Raw genomic sequence first — 24,792 nt, 5'->3', positions numbered from 1 at the left:
ACATGAACGAACTTTTTGGCGCTCTCAAGCCGTTGGCATTACTCGAGGCCGTTGCAGGCATGCAGCATCCTGCGAGCCTGGCTGAGCTCGCCATCCACGTGGGCGTGCCAAAAGCAACGATGCATCGATGGCTCGGTTCGCTGGAAGATGCAGGCCTCATCCAACGCACGCCCGATGGCCGGCGCTACGAACTCGCAATGCGCGCATCGCAATTGGCGTTCTCGATTTTGTCGAACCGGCCGGGCGGCGCCATTCGCCACGAGATCCTCAAGCGCGTCGTTCAGGAAGTTGGAGAAGCCTGTAATCTCACGGTGCTTGACGGAATGCAGGTGACCTATCTCGATCGCGTTGAGTCAAAATGGCCGCTGCGCATCACCTTCCAGCGAGGATCAAAAGTCCCGGCCTATTGCTCCGCAAGCGGCAAGCTGTTTCTTGCATTGATGCAACCAGCCAAGCGCGACCTCATTCTGTCGGAAATCAAGTTCGAGCGGCTGACTGAAAACACAGTGGTCGACAGAAAAGCATTGTTGAAAGAATTTCTGGATATCCGCCGCGATGGTTACGCACTCGATCGCGAGGAATATCTTTCCGGTCTCGTCTGCCTTGCCGTCCCGATCTTTTACCAAAAGGGGCGTTCGCGCGTTTGCGCCGCCGCGCTCGCCATTCAGGCGCCCGTTGCACGCCTCTCTCAAGAAGAAATGCTGACGAAACTCCCGATTCTGCGAACCGCCGCCCAGTCACTCGGCGCGACAATCGGCGAGAAGGCGGAAACACAGTAATGGAAAAGTCTCTGCCGATGTTTCCAAGACTCGACGCCATGGAAGAGTCCGCGCGCGGCAAGGGCCGTCTCGTTGTGGCGGTCGCCTATCCCTGTTCAACCGACTCGCTTTCAGCAGCCTTGTCGGCGCGCGACGACGGAATCATTGAACCGGTTCTCGTCGGCCCAATCAGGCGCATGCAGGCGTGTGCCGACATGCTCAATGTCAATCTCGACGGTCTTCGATGCGTTGACGCCGAAGACGATCCCATATCGTCCTCGCGTCTTGCCGTGTCGCTTGTCAGCGCAGGAGAAGCCCGCGCCCTGATGAAGGGGTCTCAGCACACAGATGAACTTCTTGGCGCCGTCATGTCACGCGATGCCAATCTGCGCACGGAGAAGCGGATGAGCCATATATTCTGGTTCGATCTGCCGACTTACCACAAGCCATTGATGGTGACGGATGCCGTCGTCAACATCTCGCCAACCCTGAAGGACAAGGTTGGCATCCTCGGCAACGCGATTGACTTCGCATACTCAATCGGGACGCCTTCGCCAAAAATCGCACTCCTGTCCGCGGTCGAGAACGTCAATCCGGAACTGACGTCAAGCATGGACGCCGCGGCGCTATCGAAGATGGCCGATCGCGGTCAGTTCAGGCGCGGAATTGTCGATGGTCCTCTGGCGTTCGACAACGCAGTCTCGACAGCATCAGCGACAAACAAGGGTATTTCATCACCCGTTGCCGGAGATCCGGACATCCTCATGGTCCCCAATCTCGATGTGGGCAACGTACTCTATAAATCGTTCATTTATATGGGGGGCGGCGAATGTGCCGGCGTCATACTCGGCGCGAAGGCTCCCATCATTCTCACGAGCCGATCGGATTCGCGGCGCGCCCGTATCGCCTCCTGCGCATTGGCGCAGTTAAGTCTCTCGTAAAAAGCACTAGAAAAAACGGCCCGGATAATTCCGGGCCGTTTGTATTCGTCATGAATTAGGCGATCATGCCGCGATCGCCTTGGCGACCGGCAATCCTTCTCCCAACCGTCCTTTTGCAAGACTCTTGATCCAAAGGGCTGACAATGCACTGACGATGCCGGCGAACGCGCAGTAGCTGGCGATCGCCCAACCCGCATTTCCAGTGTAACGCTGCACCAGATAGGTCGCGATAATCGGCGTCAGACCGCTCGCGAATATCCCGGAGAATTGGTACACGAACGAAATGCCGGTGTAGCGCACCTGCGGCCCGAACAGATCGCAGAACAATGCGGCTTCCGGCCCGTACACCGATGCGTAAAAGATCGCGAACGGAATGATCAGCGCCGCCCAGACCAGGATCGGCTGTCCGGGATATGTCATCCAGATATAGAAGGCAGGAAATGCCGACAGACCGGTGATCAGCGATCCCCAGAAATATGTCTTCGTGCGTCCGATCCGGTCCGACACGTGACCGAAGTACGGAATGAACAGACACATCAGCAGTGCGGCCGCGCAAACGCCGAGCAATGCCTCTGTCCGGGGGACCTTGAGCTGCGACGTCAGATAGGCAATCGAATAGACACCGAAGATATTGAAAAACACACCGTCGATGTAGCGCGCGCCCATGCCGGCGACGATCTCCTTCGGATAATCCTTGATCATGGCCGCAAACGGCACCTTCACTTCAGCCCTGCTTTCCTTCAGCTTGGCGAACTCCGGCGTTTCCATGATATTCAGGCGAATATAGAGCCCGATCAACACCAGCACGAAGCTCAGAATGAACGCAAGGCGCCAGCCCCAGGCAAGGAATTGTTCGTTGGTCAGCGAATAGGACAACAGCGCGATGACACCCGATGCCATGCACAAGCCGATCGCGAGACCGATCTGCGGGAAACTTGCATATAAACCCCGCTTGTCCGGCGCCGCGTATTCATATGTCATCAGAACCGCACCACCCCATTCTCCTCCAAGGCCAATACCCTGGAGAATGCGCAAGGCAAGCAGCAGAATCGGCGCCCATACCCCGATTTGGGCATAGGTCGGCACCAGACCAATCAGGAAGGTCGCAACGCCCATGATCATCAGCGTCAGCACCAGCATGCTCTTGCGGCCGATGCGATCACCGAAATGCCCGAAGATCACACCACCGAGCGGCCGCGTGACGAAGCCTACGGCAAAAGTCGTGTAAGCGAGCAACGTGGAGACCACAGGGTCCCCCGAAGGAAAATAGAGCTGATTGAAAACGATACCGGCAACGACACCGTAAAGGAAGAAATCATACCACTCGACAGTCGCTCCTATCAGCGAAGCGATCACGACACGTCCTAGCAACTTATCCTGAGTCATTGTTTCACTCCCCGTTTTGTTTATGCGTTTTTGTCTTCTGTATTGTCGTTAGTTAAGCAGCGATCGCCCCCTCTTTCGTGTCGGCTAGAATCATATCCGCGGCCTTTTCCGCGATCATCACCGCCGGCGCGTGCGTGTTGCCGGACACCAGCGTTGGCATGATCGAACAATCAACGACACGAAGACCGCCAATGCCATGCACACGAAGACGGGCATCCGTCACGGCCATCGGATCCGAGCCCATCTTGCATGTGCCTGTCGGATGAAAGATCGTCGCGCCGTTGCCGCGGGCAAAGTCGAGAATTTCGTCGTCGGAGTTCACGCCCGCACCGGGCTTGTATTCGCTTGCGATGTAAGGCTTCAGCGCATCGGTTGCTGCAAGCCTGCGCGCGTACTTGATCGATTCAACCGCGCAGATGCGATCCGTCTCAGCCGCAAGATAATTCGGCTGCATTGACGGTGGCAGCAGAGGATCCGCCGATTGAATGTTGACGGAGCCGCGCGATTCCGGCCGTAACTGGCAGACCGAGAAAGTACAACCGGGCCAATCATGTGGCTTTCCGCCCGCCTGTTCCGCGGAAAGCGTCGCGAAGTGAAACTGGATGTCTGGTGTCTGTGACCCCGGCAAAACGCGCGTGAACAGCCCGCCTTGATTAATGCCGATGCCAAGCGGGCCTGTGCCCTTTATCAGCCACTTCAGTCCGATCCTCGCCTGCCCCGCGAGAGTACGCAGGTCATCGTTGGTTGTGATTGGCTTCGACACGCGATACATCAGACGGAATTGCAAATGGTCCTGCAAATTCTGACCAACGCCCGGCAGATCATGCACGACGTTGATGCCATGACTCTGCAAAAGCTGCGCGGGACCAATGCCGGAAAGCTGAAGTAAGTGCGGCGATTGAAGCGATCCTGCGGACAAAATCACTTCGCATGCCGCACGAGCTTCCCGCGAAACACCATTCTGCAGGTACCTCACGCCGACAGCACGGGTGCCTTCAAGGATAACACCGGTCACCTGAGCGTCCGTCTCGATCCGCAGGTTGGAGCGGCCACGAGCTGGCTTGAGATAAGCCACCGCCGAACTAATACGCCAGCCGTTATGCGTGAACAGTTGGTAGTAACCGACGCCTTCCTGATCGCCGCTGTTGAAATCGTCGGTCTTCGCAACACCAAGCTCATTCGCCCCGCGAATGATTGCTTCCATCAGTTCGTTTTTTTCAACGATATCTGACGACCACAATGGTCCGTCGCCGCCATGAGTCTTGCTGGCGCCACGACTGTTATGTTCGGACTTGATGAAGTAGGGAAGAACACTGCTCCAATCCCATCCGGCATTCCCGAGTTGCGCCCAACGATCGTAATCTTCTCGCTGTCCGCGCACAAAAATAAGCCCGTTGATCGAACTTGACCCTCCGAGACCGCGACCGCGCGGCCAGTAGATCTTGCGATCTTTCATGTTGGCTTCAGGGTCGGTGTAGAATCCCCAATTGTAAGCTTTGTGAAACATCGTCTTCCCATAGCCGATGGGAATGTGAATCCAGAGATAGTTGTCCTTTGGACCGGCCTCCAACAGCAAAACCTTGTGCCGTCCGTTCGCGCTGAGTCGGTTAGCCAGCACACATCCCGACGAGCCCGCACCCACGACAATGAAATCGAATTGATCAGCCATCCCCTTCTTTCCCCGAATATTCCATTTATTGAGACGATTTATCTTGAAGGTTGAGGCTCGCTAAAATTTTTGTCAACGTATGTCATCATTCGGTAACTCACTCATCGAGACGGCTCACACATGTCGACGCAAACAACATCTTCTGTCTCAGAGCGGGCACTCCTACTTCTTGAAATCATCGCCAAGACGGAAGCGCCGCTGACACTCAACGAGTTGATGACTGCGATTGCGTTACCGAAAGCAACGACGCACCGCTTCGTCGCACTGCTTGAAGAACTGGAATTCGTGCAACGCACTGGAGACGGCCGGCGATTCGAAATCGGACATCGGCTCACGAGTCTGGCGCTGGACGCGATGCGTCACGCATTTCAATTTGCACCTCGCCGCGTACTCCTCTCGGCGCTCGTCAAGGAAACGGGCGAGACTTGCAACATCACAATGCTGGACGGAGATCACCTGATCTATCTTGATCGCGTCGAGTCAGACTGGCCGCTGCAATTTCGCCTGAAGGTCGGATCGCACGTACCGCTCCATTGCACGGCAAGCGGCAAGTTGTTTCTCGCGCTTGGACCGCCGTCGTTGCGCAAGGCGCTATTCCGCACACAACCGCTCCAACGTTACACCTCGCAGACGTTGACAATGACGGCGAAACTGGAACCCGAACTTGACGTCATCCGTAAAACCGGGATTGGCACCGACCGCGAGGAGTTCATGGATGGCATGACAGCGGCTGCCGTACCGGTTTGCGATGCCAAAGGGCGCATCTTTGCAACTGTCGCGGTGCATGGGCCAAGCACAAGGCTGCCGCTGTCGCGTGCCGTTTCTCTCGCACCTGCTTTGAAAAGAGTGGCGCGGGCGATCGAGCAGACGCTTCTCAAGCCGGGTACGCCGCCTTCCGAGCATGAAAGCCTCGGACAGCGAACCACTAAAACTGTTGTCTAATATCTCTCACACAACCGCGCGGAGACGCGGACAGGAAATCGCCGATGCATGACAAGACCTCGCTTACCGCCAGCGCCCCTAAAAGGCTTGGGCTGTTTATCTGGTCCATCATACCCGGCACCTTGCTCAGCATCGCCATCACGATCGTGGCGATCGCTGGACAGCATATTGAAGAGCTTGCTTTTTCTTACCCCTATATTGAAGCGCTTGTAATGGCGATCTTGATCGGCATTGTCGTGCGCTCCTTCTGGCGCCCCGGACCACGCTGGCAAGCCGGCATCAATTTCAGTGCAAAGCTCCTGCTCGAAATAGCGGTGATGCTGCTGGGCGCCTCGATCAGCTTTAGTGCGATCCTGGCATCAGGCCCCGCATTACTGGCCGGCATCGTCTTTACCGTTATCCTAGCGATCGGAGCCAGTTACGCCATCTCTCGTCTGCTCGGTCTGTCTCAACACATATCGATTCTGATTGCGTGCGGGAATTCGATATGCGGCAATTCGGCAATTGCGGCTGTCGCTCCCGTTATTGGCGCTAGCAGCGATGATGTTGCCTCCTCAATTGCGTTTACCGCCGTGCTTGGCGTTGTGATTGTTCTTGGCCTTCCGCTCTTGTTCCCATTGCTTCATCTGAACGAAACACAGTACGGCACTCTCGCCGGATTGACAGTTTATGCAGTGCCACAGGTTCTCGCTGCCACGATCCCGGCGGGTCTTGTCGCTACACAGGTCGGTACGCTCGTCAAGCTCGTGCGCGTTTTAATGCTCGGCCCCGTTGTGCTTGTGCTGTCGTTGCTGCGAAACAGAATTTCTGACCACCAAGGCGATACACCTGCGAAGCCGGGGCTGTTGCAGCTAGTTCCATGGTTCATCGTTGGCTTTCTTGCGCTTGCAGCTGTTCGCTCGCTTGGCTTCGTGCCCGACGCAACTCTCAAGCCGATTACAATCACGGCGAGCCTGCTCACGATTGTATCGATGGCCGCGCTCGGCCTCGGTGTCGATATCAGGGTGATCGGCAATCTCGGCGGTCGCGTGACGTCAGCCGTCACAGGCTCGCTCATTGTCCTGTTCGCGATCAGCCTGGCGCTGATTCATTTTCTCGGGATTCACTAAACTCCGTCTTTCCGGCCTTTCACCCCTGACAAGGGAGAGCAGGAAAGAACATCCCGTCTTTGGATGATAGCGCGGTAGATTTATCCTCCAAAGCGCCCGGAATATGCCGATTTGTTTCCTTGAAGCCATTGATTTATAGATACAAATTCACGTCACCTTCGATACAGGTGATTGTCATGACCAAGCACACCAGCCCCTCGGGAGTTTTCGCCGGCCGTTCGGACTTCGGTCGGGACGGAATGCTCGGTCATTCAAATGCACACGCACATCTGTCTGAACCCGAGTTGTCTGTCTGGGCAGAACAATCGACCATCGCTGCTCGTGGAAAGTCTCGCTTCGGTCGTCTCGGAACCTTGGCCTTCTGGACGATTGTCGCCGGACTGTTGATTGCGAGATTTTTTGTAGTTGATCCGGCCACGCTTCGCCCGGAGGGCACCTCGCCTCCGGTCTCTATGTCATCAGGGGCGCCCTCGAAGATATAAGTTAACCGCCCCTTGCTTTACTATCCGGCGAGATCACGCTTGCTGATGCTCGCGTCAACATTAGTGCGAAGAGGAAGTGCGCGCCGGCTTCCATCCCCTATTCGATCCTGATGTTCGCGGCCTTCACCAATTCCGCCCAGCTCTGTACGTCCTTTCGATACTGCTGATTCCATTCGTCCGCTGTAACCGGCGGATCAATCGGAAGTGAGCCGCCCGCGATGATTTTGTCGCTAACACCCGGCTGCGCGAGTGCCTTGACGAAGGATGTATTCAGCCGATCAATGATCGGCTTCGGTGTCCCGGTCGGCGCAAATGCCGCATGCCATCCAACCGTGGTGAACGGGACTCCAGCTTCCGCAAGCGTCGGGATGTCGGGAAGCGATTGGAATCGCTTCGGACCGGTGACCGCGAGAGCACGAAGCTGTCCGGATTTGATGTAAGGAATGGTCGAGAGCGCATCGAGAACGCCGACCGTTACGTCTCCTGCGCGAATATCGATAATCGCGCCGCCTCGATTGTAAGGCACATGCGTCATGTTGACTTTGGCGTTCAGGTTGATGCTTTCGCCAGCGAGATGCGACGGCGTACCGGCGCCAAAACTTGCGAAACTGACTTTGCCGCCATCGCGCCTCGCAAGCTCGATCAGGTCAGGAACGCTCTTCAACGGCCCATCCGGCCTTGTCACCAGAACGAGCGGAGCGATCGCAAGCCAGGCAACACCGGTCAGATCCTTGAGCGGATCGTAGGACAGCGATGCATAGATCGACGGCGCGATCGCGAGAGCCCCCGCCGTCATCAGCAGCGTGTAGCCATCCTTCGGTGCGCGCGCGACCAGATCAGCACCAATGTTGCCGCCCGCACCGGGCCTGTTGTCGACAACGACACTCTGGCCGAGATCGTCACGCATCTTGTCGGCGACAATGCGAGCCATGATGTCCGTGCCGCCACCGGCGCCCGACGCGACGATGATGGTAACGGGCTTGGTAGGGAACTGGCTTTGCGCACGCGCAACACCAGGTGCTGTGAGCAGCAAAGCAGTTCCGCCTTGTAGCAGCCTTCGTCGATCAAGCATCATTGCCGTCTCCTTTTACAACGCCTCAATACGTCAGTTATCCGCGAGCGGTTGGGATCATTCCTGAAAGGCTTTTTCGCGTGTCGCCCGCACGGCCGGAAGAATGACCGCGAGCAGCAGCAGAACAGCCAGAACAAGAAGCGCCAGGCTCAGCGGCCGGTGCAGGAAGACCATCGGATCGCCCTGCGAGATCAGCAATGTCCGGCGCAGGTTCTCTTCCATCATGGGCCCGAGCACGAAGCCGAGCAGCAGCGGCGCGGGCTCACATCCGGTCCTCAGGAAGAAATAGCCAAGCAAGCCAAACAGCGCAGTCAGCGCAACCTCGAAGGTGCTGCTGTTAAGGCTATAAATGCCGATGCAACAGAACAGCAGGATAGCAAGAAACAACAGGCGATAAGGCACACGCAGCAGCCGCACCCAGATGCCAATCATCGGCAGATTGATGATGATCAGCATGAGGTTGCCGATCCACATCGAGGCCACGAGTCCCCAGAACAAATCTGGCTGCTTGAGCATCATTTGCGGCCCGGGCTGGACGCCCTGGATAATCATGGCACCGACCATCAATGCCATCACCGGATTTGGCGGGATGCCGAGCGTCAGCAGCGGAATAAATGAGGTCTGTGCCCCGGCGTTGTTGGCGGATTCCGGACCGGCAACGCCTTCAATGGCGCCACGGCCAAACCGCTCAGGCGTGCGCGAGATCTTCTTCTCTATGGAATATGAAGCAAAGGCTGCAAGCCCAGGCCCGCCGCCAGGCAGCACGCCAAGCATCGATCCCAGCGCCGTGCCACGGAAAATCGCGGGAAGCGCCTGTTTAAAATCCGGCCAGGATGGCATCAAGCCCTTGATCGGCTGATCCAGCACGCCCCTGTCTTCCTGCTTCGACAGGTTATGGATAATCTCTGCGATTCCGAACAAACCAAGGGCGATCGGAACAAAGCCGATGCCATCGGACAGCTCCGGGATTCCGAAAGTGAAACGCTGCTTGCTGGTATAGATGTCGGTGCCAATGAGACCGAGAAAGAGCCCTGCGAACATCATCGCTACAGCCTTGGTGACGCTGCCCTGCGCAAGAACGATCGCACCAATCAGGCCAAACAGCATCAGCGAAAAATATTCAGGCGCTCCGAAGCTCTGTGCCACTGCGGTTAGTGGCCCGCTGAACGCCGCCACCAATACGGTTGCGATACACCCGGCGATGAAAGATCCAATCGCAGCGATCGCGAGGGCGGCCCCGGCGCGTCCCTTACGCGCCATCTGATAGCCGTCCAGGCACGTCACGATCGATGACCCCTCGCCCGGCATGTTGACGAGGATGGCCGTGGTCGAGCCGCCGTACTGCGCTCCGTAGTAGATTCCGGAGAGCATGATCAGCGCGGACGTCGGCGAGAGCGTGAATGTGAAAGGCAGCAGCATCGCGATGGTCGCGACCGGACCGATGCCCGGCAAAACGCCAATCAGGGTACCGAGCAGCGCGCCGATGAGACAAAACTGGAGGTTTTGCAGCGTGACCGCTACGGCGAAACCGTGACCAAGGTGCTCAAGCATCTCCATTGTCAGACCCCCGGCAGGATTTTCATCGTCAAGCCGAGAGCCTTGACGAACACCAGTGCTGACACCACAGCGAGAACGGCACTGAAGATCAGGGCTTCAAGCCAGCGCGTTTCCTTTGATCCCGCTGCCGCAACCAAGGCCAATCCGATCGTTGCCGGAATGAGACCCGCTGTCTCGATCAACCCGGCGAAGACCAGCAGGCTCAACAGGACGAGGGCAAGCGGGCGCAACTGCCACCGCTCCATTTCCTCGCTGGGACGCAAAAATCCGGTCACAACAATGATCGTCCCCATGCCAAGCAGCGCCCAGCACAGCAATCTGGGAACGAACCCCGCCGCCATCCGGGCGGCAGTGCCGGTGGCGTAGTCCGCCCCGATCCAGAAGCCGGCGGCCCCAAGCAGGACGAAGAAGGCGCCTGCAAAAACATCCTTATCGACGGTCATTGGACTTCTCAGCAGCACTCTATGAAAACAATTTCAGAATTGTAGGACTCAAAATCTGAAATCGTCAATGCCGCTTGTTGCCATAATGATAATCAAATATGGCCTAATATGACAGCTTGCCGCGCATTGACATCCAGCCCCTTGCACGAATATCGTCAAAAATGTAATTGATTTCATGCATAACGATGAGTGGAATTCTGCCGTGACGACGACAACTGTTCACAGCCTGGCCCAGGTGGCGCGGCTCGCCGGGGTATCGACCGCAACGGCCTCACGCGCGTTCAACGCGCCGCAGCTGCTAAGCACCGAGACGCTCCAGCGCGTGAATGCTGCCGCCGAAAAGCTACAATATTTCCCCGACGGTCTCGCCCGCTCGCTGCGAAGCAAGCGGAGCATGGTTGTCGGAGCAATCATGCCTTCGTTGCGCCACGCCTATTTCGCCACCACCGTCGAAGGACTTCAGACTGCGATTGCAAAGCAGGGCTACACGCTTCTGCTCGCGACTTCCAATTTCGACCCTCAGACGGAATTGGCGGCGGCGCGCTCGATGATCCGGCAGGGCGTCGATGGCATCATTCTTGTCGGAACGCAGCATCATCCATCGCTGCTGCCGCTTCTGACAGACCGCGCCAAGCCGTTCATGATCACGTGGACCTATGATCAGGAACTTCCATCCGTCGGCTTCGACCACCGCCGCGCCAGCCAGGCCTTAGCCAGTCACCTGTTGGACCTCGGACATCGCGACATTGTCGTGGTTGTCGCGTTTCTCGCAGTGAGCGAGCGCGAACGCGAACGTCTCGCGGGAATTGAAGACGAATTTGCGGCCCGCAACATGAACTTCGCGCCCGACCGCGTCATCTATGCGGGTGGCAGTGGTCTTCAGGATGGCCGCAATGCATTGCGAACCGCACTGGCGCGCTTTCCTTCCGCCACGGCCGTGATTTGCGCCAACGATCTACTGGCGGCCGGCGCCGAGCTGGAATGTTCCGCCCGCGGACTGAGTGTCCCGCAAGACATCTCGATCACCGGATACGGCGATCTGGAAATTGCCGCAGCTATGAACCCTCCGATAACAACCGTGCGAACCCGCGCTGAGGACATGGGGAGAATTGCAGCCGAGTGCCTGCTCGCCAAGTTCGCCGGCCAAAACGTTCCGGATCACATCGAACTGGCCACCGAACTCATCGTCCGCGGAAGCACCGGCCCAGCAAAATCCCCAGGAGACCAATGATGAACATTTTCCAGAAACATGGCGAGCAACCGTTTCTCAGTAAGATCTATGATGTCCGGGTTACCCCTGATGTCACTTACGGGGTCGGTGGCGTCGATTTCTCTCCCGAACAAGGCGCTGCGCGATACCGAGCGCTGAAGCTCGACATCTATCAACCCGTTCCGGAAACAAACCAGCCCCGCCCGGCGCTTATTATGGCGTTCGGTGGCGCGTTTCATCGCGGGTCGAAGAGCCTTGAGGTTTTCGAAGGCGAGAATCCAAGCACAGCCATTGCGGAATACTGCCGTGAGTTCGCACGCCGTGGCTACGTCTGCTTTTCAATCGATTACAGGCTCATGCAGGAAGCTCCGGACCCCGGCACAACCCCGTTTCTGCTTCCAGGGCAACCTCAAAATCGCGACCGTATCGATTTCGTGCGCAACATTCTGGGCCTGCCGCCGAGCACGCCGCAAATGATGGCAGACACACTTGAAGCTGCGACGGACGATATGACCAGGGCGGTGAACTTCGTCCGTAACCAGTCACGCACTTACAACGTCGATATCACCCGTATCGCGGTCGGCGGGTTCTCGGCGGGCGCCGCCATCGCGCTCAACTCAGCTTTCGCCGAGCGGGCTCCAGTCGCAGCCGTTGTTGCACTATCGGGACGAATCGCTGGCCCGACTCTCGAGACTCATGTGACCGGCACTGCCGGCGAGCCGGCAATGCTGCTTTACTATGGAGAAGACGATCTTCCCGTCATCCTTGGCGGCGTCGATGAGATGCGCCAACACATGACCAAGGTCGGCGTCGAAAATCAGTTCGTACATGTCGCGGGCCAGAATCATTTCTACCTGAGAACTGCGGTTGTCGACCGCAAGGATGGCGGCAAGACTGATGTCGAAACTCTGATGGCCGAATTTCTCTATGCAAAACTCGGCTTGGCCGACCGCGCAAGGATAGAGGCTTAGCTCCGCAAACGAACCACGAAGAAGAATAGTAGCGAGTTGACCTGAATGACCTTCCCGCAAATGACGACCGGTATTCTTGAAGATTTCGCTGACGCATGGAACCGGCATGACATCGACACTCTCATGTCGCTCATGACCGACGATTGCGTGTTCGAATCTGGCACTGGCAACGACGTATCCGGGACCACATTTGAAGGCCGCGAGGCTGTTCGCCGCGGCTTCATGCTGGCCTGGCAGACGGTCCCCGACGCACGCTGGATGAACGCTCACCACTTTATCAGCGGCGAGCGCGGCGTTTCGGAATGGACGTTTACCGGCACAAACACAGGCGGTCAGTATATCGAGGTCAAGGGATGCGACATTTTCCACTTCCGCGGAGATAAGATCGTCAGGAAGAATTCGTTTCGAAAACAGCGCATGTAACGACGGGCAGGTTCCGAGATGGGCGGCGCGGACAGCCGGATCGTCCGAAATCATGGCCGATGCCCCGTTCGCCACAGGTGCGCGCGAGCAGGTCGGAATACCGTCTAGCAAGGTGCGGCATTCACGCGTTCTCTGGCACTGAACTTCCAGGCGGCCACTTCACTTACACCTGCCAGAGCGCCCGGGCCGTCGGCAGGGAGATATCGGTAAGGCGCGCGGCATCCTCATTCTGGTCGAGGGCGATGTACTGGCCCTGCCAATAGGTCAGCGACGGCTTGCCGGGTGACACCCGCAGATCGAGCACTCGCCCGATCACAATGGCATGCGAATGGCGTTCCACGACGTACTCGACCTCGCAGTCGAACGCAGCAAGCGCACCGGTCAGCAGCGGCACGCCGGAGACGAGACTGACCCACTCGGCGCCCGCAAAGCGCTCGGCGCCTTTCAGGCCGCCGACACCGGAAAATCGTTCCGCGATGTCGAGGTGATCGGAGCCGAGAATATTGATACCGAACACACCATGCCGCTGAAGCAGCGGCCATGACGACGCCCTGCGGTTGATGCTGACGATCAGCGTCGCCGGCTCGACCGACAGCGACGACACCGACGTCACGGTCATGCCGGACAGATCGTTGCCCCGCCCGGTCGTGATGACGCTGACGCCGCTCGCCAGCGAGCGCATCGCGCTCCGGAAATTATCTGCCGACGCTTCGATCCTGCTTTCGCGAATATTCCGGACCAGCGAATTCATGTCAGCCTCACGCTCCCGCCGGATCGTCGGTTTCTTTCAGCAGTTCGCGAAGAATGCTCCCTTCCAGCGCGGCAAGCTCCGCCGAGCCGCGCTGCCGCGGGCGCGCCAGATCGACAGCTATATCGTGCATGATGCGGCCGTCATCGATGACCAGAACACGATCCGCCAGCGCGACGGCTTCCGACACGTCGTGCGTCACCAGGATCGCCGTGAATTCCTGATCGCGCCAGACACGCTCGAGCAGCCGCTGCATCGAAATCCGCGTCAGTGCGTCGAGTGCGCCGAGCGGTTCATCGAAGGCCAAAATCCGCGGATGGCTGACCAGCGCACGCGCGAGCGCCACGCGCTGCTTCTGTCCGCCGGATAGAACTGCAGGCCACTGGTCCCGCTTGTCCTCGAGACCTACCTCGATCAGCGCTTCCTCTGCCCGCGCTTTCGCGTCAGTTGTGTCGCGATCGCGGCCGAGCCCGACCTCGACATTCGAGAGTACGCGCGCCCACGGCAGCAGCCGCGGCTCCTGAAACATCACGCGGGCATGATCGCTAGGACTTCCCTCGTGATCGCCGAATTCGATCATGCCCGCGCTCGGCCGGTCGAGGCCCGCGATCAGGCGCAGCAGCGTGCTCTTGCCGCAACCCGACTTGCCAACGATGGCGACGAACTGCCCCGCTGGGATATGCAGATCGATACCGCGCAGTACCTCGTTGTCGCCGAACGACTTGCGAAGACCGCGGATCGTCAGCGACAGCGCCCGGGACGCGACGGGCTCTCGTTTGTCTTCATGAACGAAGGCCGCGCGGCGGATCAGCTCCGCGGCCTGCAAACTTTCCGCGCTCGAGGGCACAAGTCGAACCAATTGCTGCATGAAGGCCTCACTGTTTCTGGAAGGCCGGGTGCCAGGACAGCGTGAACCGCTCCAGCACGCGCGCGATCGAGTCGGCGAGCTTGCCGAGCAGCGCATAGATCAGGATGCTGAGTACGACGACGTCGATCAGCATGAATTCACGCGCCTGCATCGCCATGTAGCCAAGCCCGGACGATGCCGCGATGGTTTCCGCCACGATTAGCGTCAGCCACATGATGCCGAGTGCAAACCGCAGGCCTACGAAGATCGACGGCAGCGCGCCGGGAAAGATCACGCGGCGAAACAGTTCGCCGTTGGTCATGCCGTAGATGCGACCCATCTCGATCAGCTGCGGGTCCACGGTCTTGATGCCGTGCAGCGTGTTGAGATAGATCGGGAAGAACACGCCGAGCGCGACCAGAAACAGTTTCGCCGACTCATCGATGCCGAACCACAGGATCACCAGCGGAATCAGCGCGAGGTGCGGCACGTTGCGCACCATCTGCAATGTCGTGTCGGTAAGCTTGTTGCTGAGCTGCGACAGGCCATTGGCCAGCCCGAAGATGAATCCGATGCCGCCCCCGATGAGAAATCCGACGCTCGCGCGCCAGAAGCTGACCCAGATATTGCGAACCAGTTCACCCGAGAGCAGCAGTTTCCACCCCGTCACCGCTACATCAGACGGCGCAGGCAGCACCCGCGCCGACACGAAGCCGGTGACGCAGGCCACCTGCCAGACCAGCAGAATGACAAGCGGAACGATCCACTGCGTCAGGCCGTCGGCGCGCGGGATGCGGAAACTGCGCGAACGCGCCTGTGATAGTGACTCCGCGAGACTCATGACGACGATGCCTGCTTCCGGGGACGATACTCGTTACCGATGGTCTCGCCGAACGGCCCGGTGTTGACGCGCAATTTCGCGGAACTGGACTTGTTCAGGTTGAGCAGCGGGAACACCAATTCGGCGAAGCGATAGGCTTCCTCGAGATGCGGATAGCCGGACATGATGAAGGTATCGATGCCGACGTCCTGATATTCCTTGATGAGTGCTGCAACTGTCTGCGGATCGCCGACGAGGGCTGTGCCCGCGCCGCCGCGCACGAGGCCGACGCCGGCCCACAGGTTCGGGCTGATCTCGAGCTTGTCGCGCCGTCCACCATGAAGCTGCGCCATGCGCTGCTGGCCGACCGAGTCCATCCGCGAGAAAATCTTCTGCGCCTGCGCGATGGTATCGTCGGTGACGTATTGAATGAGTTCGTCCGCCGCGCGCCATGCTTCTTCGTTGGTCTCGCGCACGATCACATGCAGGCGGATGCCGAAGGAGAGCTTGCGGCCCTTCTTGTCGGCGGCAACCTTCACCCGTGCGACCTTTTCGGCGACCTGCGCCGGAGGCTCGCCCCAGGTCAGATACTTGTCGACGGTATCGACCGCGACGTCGATGCCGGCGTCCGACGAACCGCCAAAATACAGCGGCGGCCGCGGCGATTGAACCGGCTCGAACAGCAGGCGACCGTCTTCGATCGAGATATGCTTGCCCTGGACGTTGACGGTCTTACCCGCAAGCAGATCGCTGTAGACGTTCAGGAACTCGCGGGTGACTTCGTAACGCTCGTCGTGATCGAGGAAGATGCCGTCGCCCTTGTTCTCGATCGGATCGCCACCGGTCACGACATTGATGAGCAAGCGCCCGTTCGACACGCGGTCCAGCGTCGCGGTCATGCGCGCAGCAACGCTCGGCGACTGCAGGCCGGGACGCACGGCGACGAGATAGCGCAGCCGCTCGGTCCATGGCGCGACCGCCGCGGCGACGACCCACGAGTCCTCGCAGCTGCGGCCGGTCGGCAGCAGCACGCCAAAATAGCCGAGCTGGTCGGCGGCCTGCGCCACCTGGCGCAGGTAGCTGAAGTTCACCTCGCGTCCGCCGGTGGTGGTGCCGAGATAGCGGCTGTCACCGTGGGTCGGCAGGAACCAGAGGACGTTGGCTGGAGTCGTGTTCGCGCTCATGATCCGGACTTTCGTGCGATATCCGACACACGGACTTCCTTCGGGATCAGCTTCAACTGGAACAGCGTGTCGGCGATTTTCTGCTGGTCGACAAGAACCTGTGAATCGATCGGCTTGATGCCGTAGGACTGACGCTTCAATGCGGTCTCGATGATCGGCACCGGCAGCCCGACCGACGGGCTGAGCTGTTCTGCGACCGCGTGAATGTCGGTCTTGGCCCACTGGTCGACCTCACGCAGACCGTCGAGCAATGCGTCGAGCACCTTGGGTTCTCCTTCAAGGAACCTCTGCGACGAGAGGTAGAACTGCGTGTTGGGCACGATGCCCGTGCCGTCCGTAAGTGTCCGCGCTTCGAGGGTAACTTCCGCGGCTGCCTGGAACGGATCCCAGATCGACCATGCATCCACCGCCCCGGTGCTGAACGCAGCGCGCGCATCGGCCGGTGTCAGGAATACCGGCGTGATATCTTCATATTTTAGGCCCGCTTTCTCCAGCGCCTTCACCAGCAGGTAATGCGCATTCGATCCCTTGGCCACGGCAACCTTCTTGCCCTTGAGGTCGGTCACGCCTTTCAGTGGACTGTCCTTCGGAACGAGAATGGCTTCGCCCTTCTGCGCTGGCGGCTCGTAAGCGACATAGCGAATCGGCGCACCGGCAGCCTGCGCGAACACTGGCGGCGTCTCGCCGGTGTTGCCGAAATCAATCGCACCGACATTAATGGCTTCAAGCAGCGGCGGACCAAACTGGAATTCCGTCCAAGTGACGGTGTAGCCGAGAGCCTTCAATTTTTGTTCAAGCGTCCCTTTGCTCTTGAGCAGCACCAGCTTGCCGTACTTCTGAAAGCCGATTCGGACGACCTTCTCCTGCGCCTGCGCAGGCGTGACCGGCAAAAGCGCTATGAGCGTCAACACGGTGGCGGCAGATACAACGAGCGCAAGCTTAGTGACGGAGCGACGTATGTGCATGAACTGTCCTTCGATGAAATGATATCGGTTGATAGGGTCAGGTCTGCGCCAGCTTCCAGACGATGTCCCGGACAGTGATCCGCTTCGGGATCAGTCCGAGTTTGTGGAAGCGGTCGGCGACGCCCTGCTGGGTTTCGATGACGCCGTCGGTCACGGGCCCGATGGCAAACGACGCGCGGCTCGCGGCCAGCGTTTGGATATCGAGCGGCACGCCGGTGATGTCGAGCAGCGATTTCGCAACCGCCTCGCGGTTGTTCTCCGCCCAGTTCGCCGCGGTCGCCAGACCAGCGATCACGCCGCGCAGCGTTTCCGGTTTCTTGGTGGTAAAATCGCGATTGGCGATAAAGAAGGCATTGGTCTTCGCCACCTCATACGCATTGATGAGAATGCGCGCGTTCTGCTTCTTCTCGCCGATGGCAAAGTAAGGATCCCATACCGCCCATGCATCGATGCTGCCGTTGGCGAAGGCTGGCCCGGCATCCGGCGGCGTCAGATAGACCGGCGTGATGTCTTCATAAGTGAGCCCCGCCTTCTCCAGCGTCTGCACAACAATGTTGTGCGCGCTCGATCCCTTGGTGAAGCCGACGCGCTTGCCCTTCAGATCCGCGATGGCGCGGATGGATGAACCCGGCGGAACCAGAATGCCCTGCCCGTTGCTGATCGGCGAAGCCGCGGCATAAACGATATTGGCGTTCGCGGCCTGCGCGAAGATCGGCGGCGAGTCACCCACCGCGCCGAAATCCACGCTGCCGTTGCTGATGGCTTCCATCATCGGTGGGCCGGACGTGAACTCGACCCATTTCACTGACGTGCCGCTCGCCGCGAAGCGCTTCTCGAGCGTGCCCTGCTGGCGTGCGATCACCAGAACGCCGGTTTTCTGATAGCCGATGCGAACTTCCTTCGCGACCGCTTGCGCGCGCGCGGATGTCGCGGCGAATGCCGCAATTGCCGCCGTGGACAGTTTCAGAAATTGCCGCCGCTTCATTCCGTTCTCCCGCAAATCGGATACGCACAGATGCTGTGCAGGTGATGCAGGATGATGGTCATGCAGATTTGAGGTGTCGAGGGCTGCGCAAAAATAGCGATGCCCGCGCTGTCCCGGTGCATGCACTCAACGGAAATATTTCGGAAAGCGCGCCGATCGCAGTCCGATTTTCTGCGGTGACTTTTCATCACACCGGCGTGAGCCGAATTAAATCACGGAGCCGGGATTCCAAATCGCTCATGCCTGCGCGGCACGCAACAACTCATCGTCGCGCATTCATTTCGCGCCGCGGCTGGAAACAAGGATGAAACGCGCGGCGAACGCCAGAACTATAGCAACTCATTATCTGGCTTGTTTCCTACAGTCTCACATCAGGGGCCGTCATGATCGCGCTTCCCAGGCTAGATCAGCGGCTCATCCCTCGGCAAGGACAGGAAACGATGACGCAACGCTTCAAGCTATCTGGTTCCAGATTAATTTCCGGAATGCTCACCGCCGCGTCGATCGCGCTTGCGGCGACGACATCGGTCGCGCAGGACAAGCCCGCCGATCAGATCCGAATCGGCCTGCAAAAGTCATCGACGCTGATCGCGGTCCTCCGCGCCAATGGTGAACTGGAGAAGGCACTCGCGCCGCTCGGCATGAAAATCTCGTGGCATGAATTCTCCAGCGGCCTTCCGCTGCTGGAATCGCTCGGCGTCGGCAATCTCGATTTCGGCGCGGACGTCGCGGACACTGTCCCGATCTTCGCACAGGCGGCCGGATCGAAGCTCGCTTATGTGGCGGAAGAAAGCGCATCGCCCGCGGCACAGGCGATCCTCGTGACCAAGGACTCGCCGATCAAGACGCTGGTGGACCTGAAGGGCAAGAAAGTCGCGGTGACCAAGGGCGCGGGCAGCCACTATCTGCTGCTCGCCGCGCTCGGGAAAGCCGGGCTGAATTTCAAGGACATCTCGCCTGCCTATCTCGCCCCGGCCGATGGCCGCGCGGCATTCGTCAGCAACAATGTCGATGCGTGGGTGGCATGGGACCCGTTCCTGACCAGCGCGCAGCGGCAGTCCGGCGCAAGGGTTCTCAGCGACGGCAGCGGCGGCCTCGCCAGCTACAAGCGCTACTATCTCGCCTCGGAAACCTTCGCGGACCGCCGCAGCGACGTGCTGAACCTCGTATTCGCAAGCTGCGCGACACAGGCAAGTGGGTGAAGGCCAATCCGAAGGAAGCCGCGACCCTTCTGGCCGGGCTGTGGGGCATCGATGCGCCCACCGTCGAGGAAGCCAACAGCCACCGCAGCTACGGCGTCGGCACGGTCAAGCCCGCAGGCCTCACCGAGCAGCAGAAGATCGCCGACGCGTTCCTTGGCGAGGGTTTGATCCCGAAGAAACTTGACACCACCGCCGTCAGAATCTGGACGCCGAACGCGCCATAAGGTCTTGATGGGTTCATGAACCGGAGCAAACGTTCCATCCCCGGCGATTGTCCGATGGTTGCGATCGCCAGCGGCGGATATTCAGGCGCGGCACGCCAGGTACGATACGCCGTCGCTCCTCTCTCGGATCGGTTTTGAGTCTCAGCGATCGCAGAACCGCTCCGTGAACCTCGCTCTCCCAGCCTCTGTCCGGGTAACACCAAATCAACACCTGAAGAATGGTTTTGACCCGCGGGCTAGAACCGGTAATTCACACCGAGCTTGATCGCATGCAGGTCGAGTTCGTTTTTCGCCAGACGTCCGTTCGTCGTCTGTGATGAGCCGGGAACGTTGATAGTGTTCCATAAGACACACCTGGGGCCTATGTATCGTGCGCAGGTGGTCCGCACCGAGGTTGGCAGCGTCACGCCGGCGGTCGCACCGCTGAAGAGAAAGTCCTCGTTTCCAAAGCGGTCGTAAGAATACTCCCCCTTCAGCGACCAGTTGTTCTTCAGCGCATATTCAAAACCCGCGCCGATCGTCCAACCGCTGCGGACGGCGGAGGCTTCCTCGTTCAAGGATAACTGAGTCCAGCGGTTGTTGGCGCTCGGCTGCACATATTGTGAGCGAACCTCGGTCTCATTCAGGAAAGCCATGCCACCTGTTGCATAGATAAGCATACGGTCAGCGGCATAACCGATGCGCCCACGCAGCGACGCGCTCCAGTCGATTGTGTAATTGGTTTTTGCCTGCAGAAAGCTTCCCGCTGCCATTTGAGGATCTTCCGTCACGATGGCGTTCTGCGTCTTCCTGAGCTTGGTCCAGGAAAAATCTCCCTCGACGCCGATCACCATGCGATTGGAGAATTGATAGTTGAATCCTGCCTGGATGCCTCTTGTCAGATCGCGGAAGTCCACGTTGGCGGATTCCGTCGCCGGGATACCGCCGGGCGTGCCGTCCGCAGCCGTGGTCACGCCGCGGATGCTGCCCAGGGCGTAGCCGAGGTGGCCGCCCGCATAGAAGCCGGTCCAGTCGCTCCCTGGCGCGCCGACCGAGGCGTTCCCCAACTGAATATGAGGGAAACTGGTGATGAGCGGATGCGTATCGCCCAACGTCGTGGTGTAGCTGATCCGCGCGGTACGGCCGGGAGACGGAACGCCGATAGAGGTCAGCGCGCCGAAATAATATTGATCGGTGATGTTCTCCACGCTGAAGTTGAGCGTAGAATCGGCATCGATCTTGTAGCTGCCGAACAGATCGTAGACCCGGTACGACGGCCAGGTGAACGTATCCGTGACAGAGGGCGGCCAGACGCTCCCTGTCCGCGCCGATGAGAACTGCACGCGGCCTCCCAGCGTCAGTTTCTGATCGAATAGCCGCACACCCGCGGTCACGCTGCCGGCGTATTCCGGCGGGACATAATTCGCCGCGTAGTCGTTCTTCAGCGCCCCCGACGCACTTCCGAAGCCTGATGAGAGCGGCGGTGCGCAACGACCGGCGGTCTCACAGTATTCGATTTTGAGATATTTTGTGAATGCGCCTTCGAGGAAGAACGCCCCTGCGTCGTAGCCGCCGGATATTTCAAAGCCGCGATAGTTCGCGCTATCTATATTATACCATTGATACGTGTTGTTGTTTGGGTTCGGTCTCAGGCGAACGATGTAGTCGTCATAATGGTTGTCAAAGTAAGACAGCTTGACGCGAAGCTTGTCGCCACTCTGGAAGAGGTTATTGCGCAGAATGTTGACGCCGCCTTCGTAGTTCTTGGCGATCTCCGGCCGCAGATCTGGATTGTTCCAGAGCAATCCCTGATAATGCCAGTGAGACTCCCGCAGACTCGGAGGCCGATAGCCCTCCTTGTACTGACCATAGAACTGCAATCCCTCGATCGGTGCAATCACGATGCCGGCGCTGGGACTGGCGCGGCCGCCGGAGCGCTCGGGAAATTTGGTGAGATATCCCTCGCCTTCGGAGTTGTAGTGATCGTAGCGTAGCCCCGCGGAGAGAGTCAGCCAGTTGGTCGGCTTCAGGCTTGCGTTGCTGAACGTACCGGTCATCAGCCGCACGCCCGAGGGGCCGTAGGTTTCCCAACCTTGCGATCCGGTTATCGCGCTCGCAAATTGCTCGGCCGTCGCATGTTCGCGCGTGAACTCCACGCCGTTGTCCCAGGTCAACTGGCCGAGCGGCGTGGCTAACACGGACGTGTTGCCGGCATCGCCGCCCAGAGTCGTAACTCCCGAAGGCCCCGGCAACAGGCCGTGGCGTTCGGAGGCAACGTCGCTGAGCCAGAGGTTGGCCCGCATCTTCACATACGGATTGTCGGACGGCTCATACTTGTACTTGGCTGTGTACGTATCGACATGGGTTTTCGAGAGCGGGACCTGCCCGTAAGCCAGAATCCCTGAATTCAGCGCGAACTGATAGCTGAGTTCGTCGAGCTCACCGTAACGGGAATTGTAGGAGAGATAACCCAGTTCGAGCGACTGGCCGTCGCCCCATTTCACTTTGCCCTTGGCCAGAAACGAATCCGTGTTCTCCGATGTGTTGAGCACCTCCTGACCAGGCCTCACGAGCGCATTGGCGTTTGTCGTCGTCGTTGCACCCTGCGGACGAAATGTGATTCCGGCAGGCACCTTCGTTCCCGCGAAATAGTTGCCCTGCACATGCTTGGAATAGGCAACGATGAATTCGTAGTTTTCCTTGATCGCGGCCACGGCGGCGCTGCCCGAATAGTTGTCGCCGTTGAAGAAGGACGGTCGCGAGCCGGTGGTGCTGTTGGAGCCGCCGGACAGGAAGCTGGGCGCATGTTCGGTGACCGCATTGGTCCCGACGCTACCCTTCAAGCGCGTGCCGAAAGTCTTGCCGTCCTTGACGATGTCGCCCGCCTCGAGCGTGCGGAAATTGACGCTGCCTCCGATCCCGCCAATTCCCGCACCTTCGCTTGGCCCCTTGGAAACATCTACCCCGCCGATGAGGTCGGGGTCCACATAGGTCTCGTCGCGGTTTCCGATGTAGCCCCGATAGGAACTCGTCGTCTGCCGCGCGCCGTCGATCATCGTGGCGACGCGGCCCATGCCCTGCAGGCCGCGGACGTTAGGATTGATCGAGGTGCCGACATGACTCCCTGCCGAAATCACGCCCGGCGTATTGATAAACACATCACCGGCCGAGGTCGGGGGCAGGCGGTCGAGCTGTTCGCGTGAGACGTGCGACACCGAACCTGGCGTTTCATAGGGCTTGTCAGTACTGGAAACGCCGCCGCTCACATCGATCGAATCGAGCAGCACGCCGTCCGACGGAGTCAAGTGTTCCGCATTTCCCCCGGAACGGAGGATCGTCACGCTGTTGATACCAGTGAAACGATAAGACAGACCCGATCCGGCAAGAAGGCGACCGAGTGCAGCCGACGGCACCATGGCGCCGCTGACAGCCGGTGAACTCCTACCTGCCACCAGCATCTGATTCGCAAAAATCTCGATCCGGGTCTGGCGCGAGAATGCGATCAGCGCACCAGCCAAAGGCTGCGCCGCAATATTGAGATCGCGCGCATCGGCGCTACCGATGATACTCGCAGGTTGCGTTGTCTGCGCGAACACAGACTGAACGACCACGACGGGAGTTAGGCACGTGCTCGCCATCACCAGGGCGGCGAATCTTCCTGCGCGCGCGTGCGCACTCGTTCTGCCCTGCCCCATCTGATTGACGCTCCGTCCTGCCGCAACTCAACAAAAGACCGCTATGTCGCGGTGTCCTGCGTTGAAGACGATGGGAGGAGGAAAAGCAGTTAGTCGAGCGCGGGAATTTTTACGGACCGCTGTTTGGAATAAGTACAGTCAGCAAGTCGGTCGCGCGGTAAATCCGCAGCGACAGGGACTGAGCGATGGTATCAAGTGCTGCGTCGCCGTTTTTTGCTTCAAAGACGGCGGTGACGTGCCGTCTGCCGAGCGATTTGCCCAATAGCACAATCGAACCGCGGCGATACCGCCCGAGCTCGGCAAGCACGGCATCCAGCGGAACATCCCGGAAGACGATCTGATCCTGCCGCCAGGCCTGGACCGCATCAAGATCGGCCGCTGTAACGGTGGAAACCCTGTTCACGTCATAGCGAACAGCCTGACCAGCCAAAACCTTCACGGGTGAACTTGTCGCATTGCGCACCTGGACAGTATTGCTGGTCACGGCGACCATGACTTCATCGGCAATCTTGACGTCAAACGCCGTGCCGAGAACTTTCACCTCGCCATTCCCAGCGGCGACAATGAAAGGCCGTTCCGGATCTTTCGTAACCGTGAAGAACGCCTCTCCTGTCAGCAGTTTAATCCGGCGCTCATTCGCGCTGAACGCAACGTCAATGGCCGTGGCGGCTCCCAACTCAACTTCCGAGCCATCTTGCAGCGTGATCATGCGCCGCTCACCGATCGTTGTCCGATAGTCAGCGAACAGGCCGGCCGGCATCATCTGCCAGCCAATTCCAGCCGCTATCAGCAGGACAATGGAAGCGGCCACGCCCTTCGCGGCACCGGCGCGGCGGCGTGGCGATTTCGTCCGCGATTTACGCCTCTTCTTCTGAAGAGAGCCGCCACGACTGGGCAACACTTTCGGAGCGGCGGCATCGAGTCCGCCCCACATGCGTTCGATCGAGCGCCATGCGGTCCCGTGAGCCGGATCGGCGGCAAGCCATTCCGCGAATGCGGCGCGGTCAACGGCGGTCGCCTCGTCATCCCGCAGGAGAACGAACCATTGGACCGCCTGATCATCCACCGAGGGGGCGTCGTTCCTGTCCATGCAGCCTCAAATGATGCAGCGCGCGGGCCGAGACTTCCAGATCATGTTCCGCAGGTTTTCCCGAGGAATCCCTCGCGTGGAGATTCATGC

General features: G+C 59.2%; 20 protein-coding genes and 1 pseudogene. 8 read left to right on the top strand and 13 right to left on the bottom strand.

Going from position 1 to position 24,792, the window contains the following annotated elements; translation table 11 throughout:
- The first annotated feature begins 2 nt into the window (after positions 1–2).
- Positions 3–779 carry an IclR family transcriptional regulator gene (locus AC1Q6J_RS00440; RefSeq protein WP_492277347.1) on the top strand — a complete coding sequence of 259 codons (777 nt, stop codon included), beginning with the start codon at positions 3–5 and terminating at the stop codon, positions 777–779.
- A complete protein-coding gene (locus AC1Q6J_RS00435; protein WP_492277346.1) occupies positions 779–1,699 on the top strand; it encodes a bifunctional enoyl-CoA hydratase/phosphate acetyltransferase in 921 nt (306 codons plus the stop codon). Before AC1Q6J_RS00440 ends, AC1Q6J_RS00435 begins: the two co-directional genes overlap by 1 nt.
- Positions 1,700–1,762: 63 nt before the next feature.
- Here AC1Q6J_RS00435 and AC1Q6J_RS00430 read toward each other — a convergent pair whose 3' ends face one another.
- Positions 1,763–3,085: an MFS transporter gene (locus AC1Q6J_RS00430; RefSeq protein ID WP_492277345.1), complete on the bottom strand. Its 1,323-nt coding sequence runs from the start codon at positions 3,083–3,085 to the stop codon at positions 1,763–1,765.
- 52 nt (positions 3,086–3,137) lie between these two features.
- On the bottom strand, positions 3,138–4,754 hold the full coding sequence (locus AC1Q6J_RS00425; RefSeq protein WP_492277344.1) for a GMC family oxidoreductase: 1,617 nt from the start codon (positions 4,752–4,754) through the stop codon (positions 3,138–3,140).
- Positions 4,755–4,874: 120 nt separating this feature from the next.
- Here AC1Q6J_RS00425 and AC1Q6J_RS00420 point away from each other — a divergent pair, with 120 nt between their 5' ends.
- Positions 4,875–5,696, top strand: coding sequence for an IclR family transcriptional regulator (locus tag AC1Q6J_RS00420; RefSeq protein ID WP_492277343.1), 822 nt, complete (start codon positions 4,875–4,877; stop codon positions 5,694–5,696).
- Between the two features lie 44 nt (positions 5,697–5,740).
- Positions 5,741–6,805, top strand: coding sequence for a YeiH family protein (locus AC1Q6J_RS00415; RefSeq protein WP_492277342.1), 1,065 nt, complete (start codon positions 5,741–5,743; stop codon positions 6,803–6,805).
- Positions 6,806–7,384: 579 nt separating this feature from the next.
- Here the strand turns inward: AC1Q6J_RS00415 and AC1Q6J_RS00410 are convergent.
- From AC1Q6J_RS00410 to AC1Q6J_RS00400, 3 genes are read right to left on the bottom strand one after another with little or no spacing between them, the layout of a single operon-like run.
- Complete coding sequence (locus AC1Q6J_RS00410; protein ID WP_492277341.1) at positions 7,385–8,362, bottom strand: Bug family tripartite tricarboxylate transporter substrate binding protein; 978 nt, start codon at positions 8,360–8,362, stop codon at positions 7,385–7,387.
- A 54-nt stretch (positions 8,363–8,416) separates the two neighbouring features.
- On the bottom strand, positions 8,417–9,916 hold the full coding sequence (locus AC1Q6J_RS00405; RefSeq protein ID WP_492277340.1) for a tripartite tricarboxylate transporter permease: 1,500 nt from the start codon (positions 9,914–9,916) through the stop codon (positions 8,417–8,419).
- A gap of 2 nt (positions 9,917–9,918) precedes the next feature.
- The gene (locus AC1Q6J_RS00400) at positions 9,919–10,359 is read right to left on the bottom strand and encodes a tripartite tricarboxylate transporter TctB family protein (RefSeq protein ID WP_492277339.1); all 441 of its coding nucleotides are present in this window, start codon (positions 10,357–10,359) and stop codon (positions 9,919–9,921) included.
- A 202-nt stretch (positions 10,360–10,561) separates the two neighbouring features.
- On the opposite strand from AC1Q6J_RS00400, the gene AC1Q6J_RS00395 reads away from it, so the two are divergent.
- From AC1Q6J_RS00395 to AC1Q6J_RS00385, 3 genes are read left to right on the top strand one after another with little or no spacing between them, the layout of a single operon-like run.
- The gene (locus AC1Q6J_RS00395) at positions 10,562–11,590 is read left to right on the top strand and encodes a LacI family DNA-binding transcriptional regulator (RefSeq protein ID WP_492277338.1); all 1,029 of its coding nucleotides are present in this window, start codon (positions 10,562–10,564) and stop codon (positions 11,588–11,590) included.
- Positions 11,590–12,540, top strand: a complete 951-nt coding sequence (locus AC1Q6J_RS00390) for an alpha/beta hydrolase (RefSeq protein ID WP_492277337.1) — start codon at positions 11,590–11,592, stop codon at positions 12,538–12,540. The genes AC1Q6J_RS00395 and AC1Q6J_RS00390 overlap by 1 nt, the downstream gene beginning before the upstream one ends.
- Before the next feature lie 45 nt (positions 12,541–12,585).
- A complete protein-coding gene (locus AC1Q6J_RS00385) occupies positions 12,586–12,963 on the top strand; it encodes a nuclear transport factor 2 family protein (protein WP_492277336.1) in 378 nt (125 codons plus the stop codon).
- Between the two features lie 163 nt (positions 12,964–13,126).
- Here the strand turns inward: AC1Q6J_RS00385 and AC1Q6J_RS00380 are convergent, their stop codons facing one another.
- Genes AC1Q6J_RS00380 through AC1Q6J_RS00355 form a run of 6 tightly spaced genes read right to left on the bottom strand, consistent with a single transcriptional unit; the run spans position 13,127 to position 18,512 of the window.
- Positions 13,127–13,714 carry a flavin reductase family protein gene (locus tag AC1Q6J_RS00380; RefSeq protein WP_492277335.1) on the bottom strand — a complete coding sequence of 196 codons (588 nt, stop codon included), beginning with the start codon at positions 13,712–13,714 and terminating at the stop codon, positions 13,127–13,129.
- Positions 13,715–13,721: 7 nt separating this feature from the next.
- Positions 13,722–14,579, bottom strand: a complete 858-nt coding sequence (locus AC1Q6J_RS00375; protein ID WP_492277334.1) for an ATP-binding cassette domain-containing protein — start codon at positions 14,577–14,579, stop codon at positions 13,722–13,724.
- 7 nt (positions 14,580–14,586) lie between these two features.
- Entirely contained in the window at positions 14,587–15,399 is an 813-nt protein-coding gene (locus tag AC1Q6J_RS00370) for an ABC transporter permease subunit (RefSeq protein ID WP_492277333.1), read from the bottom strand.
- A complete protein-coding gene (ssuD, locus tag AC1Q6J_RS00365) occupies positions 15,396–16,562 on the bottom strand; it encodes an FMNH2-dependent alkanesulfonate monooxygenase (protein ID WP_492277332.1) in 1,167 nt (388 codons plus the stop codon). The genes AC1Q6J_RS00370 and ssuD overlap by 4 nt, the downstream gene beginning before the upstream one ends.
- Positions 16,559–17,527 (bottom strand): sulfonate ABC transporter substrate-binding protein, encoded by a 969-nt coding sequence (locus tag AC1Q6J_RS00360; protein ID WP_492277331.1) that lies wholly within the window; start codon positions 17,525–17,527, stop codon positions 16,559–16,561. The genes ssuD and AC1Q6J_RS00360 overlap by 4 nt, the downstream gene beginning before the upstream one ends.
- Positions 17,528–17,564: 37 nt before the next feature.
- On the bottom strand, positions 17,565–18,512 hold the full coding sequence (locus AC1Q6J_RS00355) for a sulfonate ABC transporter substrate-binding protein (RefSeq protein WP_492277330.1): 948 nt from the start codon (positions 18,510–18,512) through the stop codon (positions 17,565–17,567).
- 440 nt (positions 18,513–18,952) lie between these two features.
- On the opposite strand from AC1Q6J_RS00355, the pseudogene AC1Q6J_RS00350 reads away from it, so the two are divergent.
- Positions 18,953–19,938: pseudogene (locus AC1Q6J_RS00350) on the top strand (aliphatic sulfonate ABC transporter substrate-binding protein).
- A gap of 236 nt (positions 19,939–20,174) precedes the next feature.
- On the opposite strand, the gene AC1Q6J_RS00345 reads toward AC1Q6J_RS00350, so the two are convergent.
- Together AC1Q6J_RS00345 and AC1Q6J_RS00340 are read right to left on the bottom strand one after the other, a co-directional pair.
- Positions 20,175–23,528 carry a TonB-dependent receptor domain-containing protein gene (locus tag AC1Q6J_RS00345; RefSeq protein WP_492277329.1) on the bottom strand — a complete coding sequence of 1,118 codons (3,354 nt, stop codon included), beginning with the start codon at positions 23,526–23,528 and terminating at the stop codon, positions 20,175–20,177.
- A 193-nt stretch (positions 23,529–23,721) separates the two neighbouring features.
- Positions 23,722–24,702 (bottom strand): FecR family protein, encoded by a 981-nt coding sequence (locus AC1Q6J_RS00340; RefSeq protein WP_492277328.1) that lies wholly within the window; start codon positions 24,700–24,702, stop codon positions 23,722–23,724.
- Positions 24,703–24,792: the final 90 nt, after the last annotated feature.

It is taken from the genome of Afipia sp. MLSD5-FHT05B12 (assembly GCF_058793355.1).
Note: the sequence above shows the minus strand (reverse complement) of the source record. Positions and strands in the feature narration are given on the sequence as shown.

Coding starts and splice junctions, on each gene's coding strand:
- AC1Q6J_RS00425 (WP_492277344.1), bottom strand. CDS start 4,754: ATGGCTGATCAATTCGATTTCATTGTCGTGGGTGCGGGCTCGTCGGGA.
- AC1Q6J_RS00370 (WP_492277333.1), bottom strand. CDS start 15,399: ATGAGTCTCGCGGAGTCACTATCACAGGCGCGTTCGCGCAGTTTCCGC.
- AC1Q6J_RS00415 (WP_492277342.1), top strand. CDS start 5,741: ATGCATGACAAGACCTCGCTTACCGCCAGCGCCCCTAAAAGGCTTGGG.
- AC1Q6J_RS00405 (WP_492277340.1), bottom strand. CDS start 9,916: ATGGAGATGCTTGAGCACCTTGGTCACGGTTTCGCCGTAGCGGTCACG.
- AC1Q6J_RS00375 (WP_492277334.1), bottom strand. CDS start 14,579: ATGCAGCAATTGGTTCGACTTGTGCCCTCGAGCGCGGAAAGTTTGCAG.
- AC1Q6J_RS00385 (WP_492277336.1), top strand. CDS start 12,586: ATGACCTTCCCGCAAATGACGACCGGTATTCTTGAAGATTTCGCTGAC.
- AC1Q6J_RS00390 (WP_492277337.1), top strand. CDS start 11,590: ATGAACATTTTCCAGAAACATGGCGAGCAACCGTTTCTCAGTAAGATC.
- AC1Q6J_RS00380 (WP_492277335.1), bottom strand. CDS start 13,714: ATGAATTCGCTGGTCCGGAATATTCGCGAAAGCAGGATCGAAGCGTCG.
- AC1Q6J_RS00440 (WP_492277347.1), top strand. CDS start 3: ATGAACGAACTTTTTGGCGCTCTCAAGCCGTTGGCATTACTCGAGGCC.
- AC1Q6J_RS00355 (WP_492277330.1), bottom strand. CDS start 18,512: ATGAAGCGGCGGCAATTTCTGAAACTGTCCACGGCGGCAATTGCGGCA.
- AC1Q6J_RS00340 (WP_492277328.1), bottom strand. CDS start 24,702: ATGGACAGGAACGACGCCCCCTCGGTGGATGATCAGGCGGTCCAATGG.
- AC1Q6J_RS00410 (WP_492277341.1), bottom strand. CDS start 8,362: ATGATGCTTGATCGACGAAGGCTGCTACAAGGCGGAACTGCTTTGCTG.
- AC1Q6J_RS00430 (WP_492277345.1), bottom strand. CDS start 3,085: ATGACTCAGGATAAGTTGCTAGGACGTGTCGTGATCGCTTCGCTGATA.
- AC1Q6J_RS00435 (WP_492277346.1), top strand. CDS start 779: ATGGAAAAGTCTCTGCCGATGTTTCCAAGACTCGACGCCATGGAAGAG.
- ssuD (WP_492277332.1), bottom strand. CDS start 16,562: ATGAGCGCGAACACGACTCCAGCCAACGTCCTCTGGTTCCTGCCGACC.
- AC1Q6J_RS00360 (WP_492277331.1), bottom strand. CDS start 17,527: ATGCACATACGTCGCTCCGTCACTAAGCTTGCGCTCGTTGTATCTGCC.
- AC1Q6J_RS00400 (WP_492277339.1), bottom strand. CDS start 10,359: ATGACCGTCGATAAGGATGTTTTTGCAGGCGCCTTCTTCGTCCTGCTT.
- AC1Q6J_RS00420 (WP_492277343.1), top strand. CDS start 4,875: ATGTCGACGCAAACAACATCTTCTGTCTCAGAGCGGGCACTCCTACTT.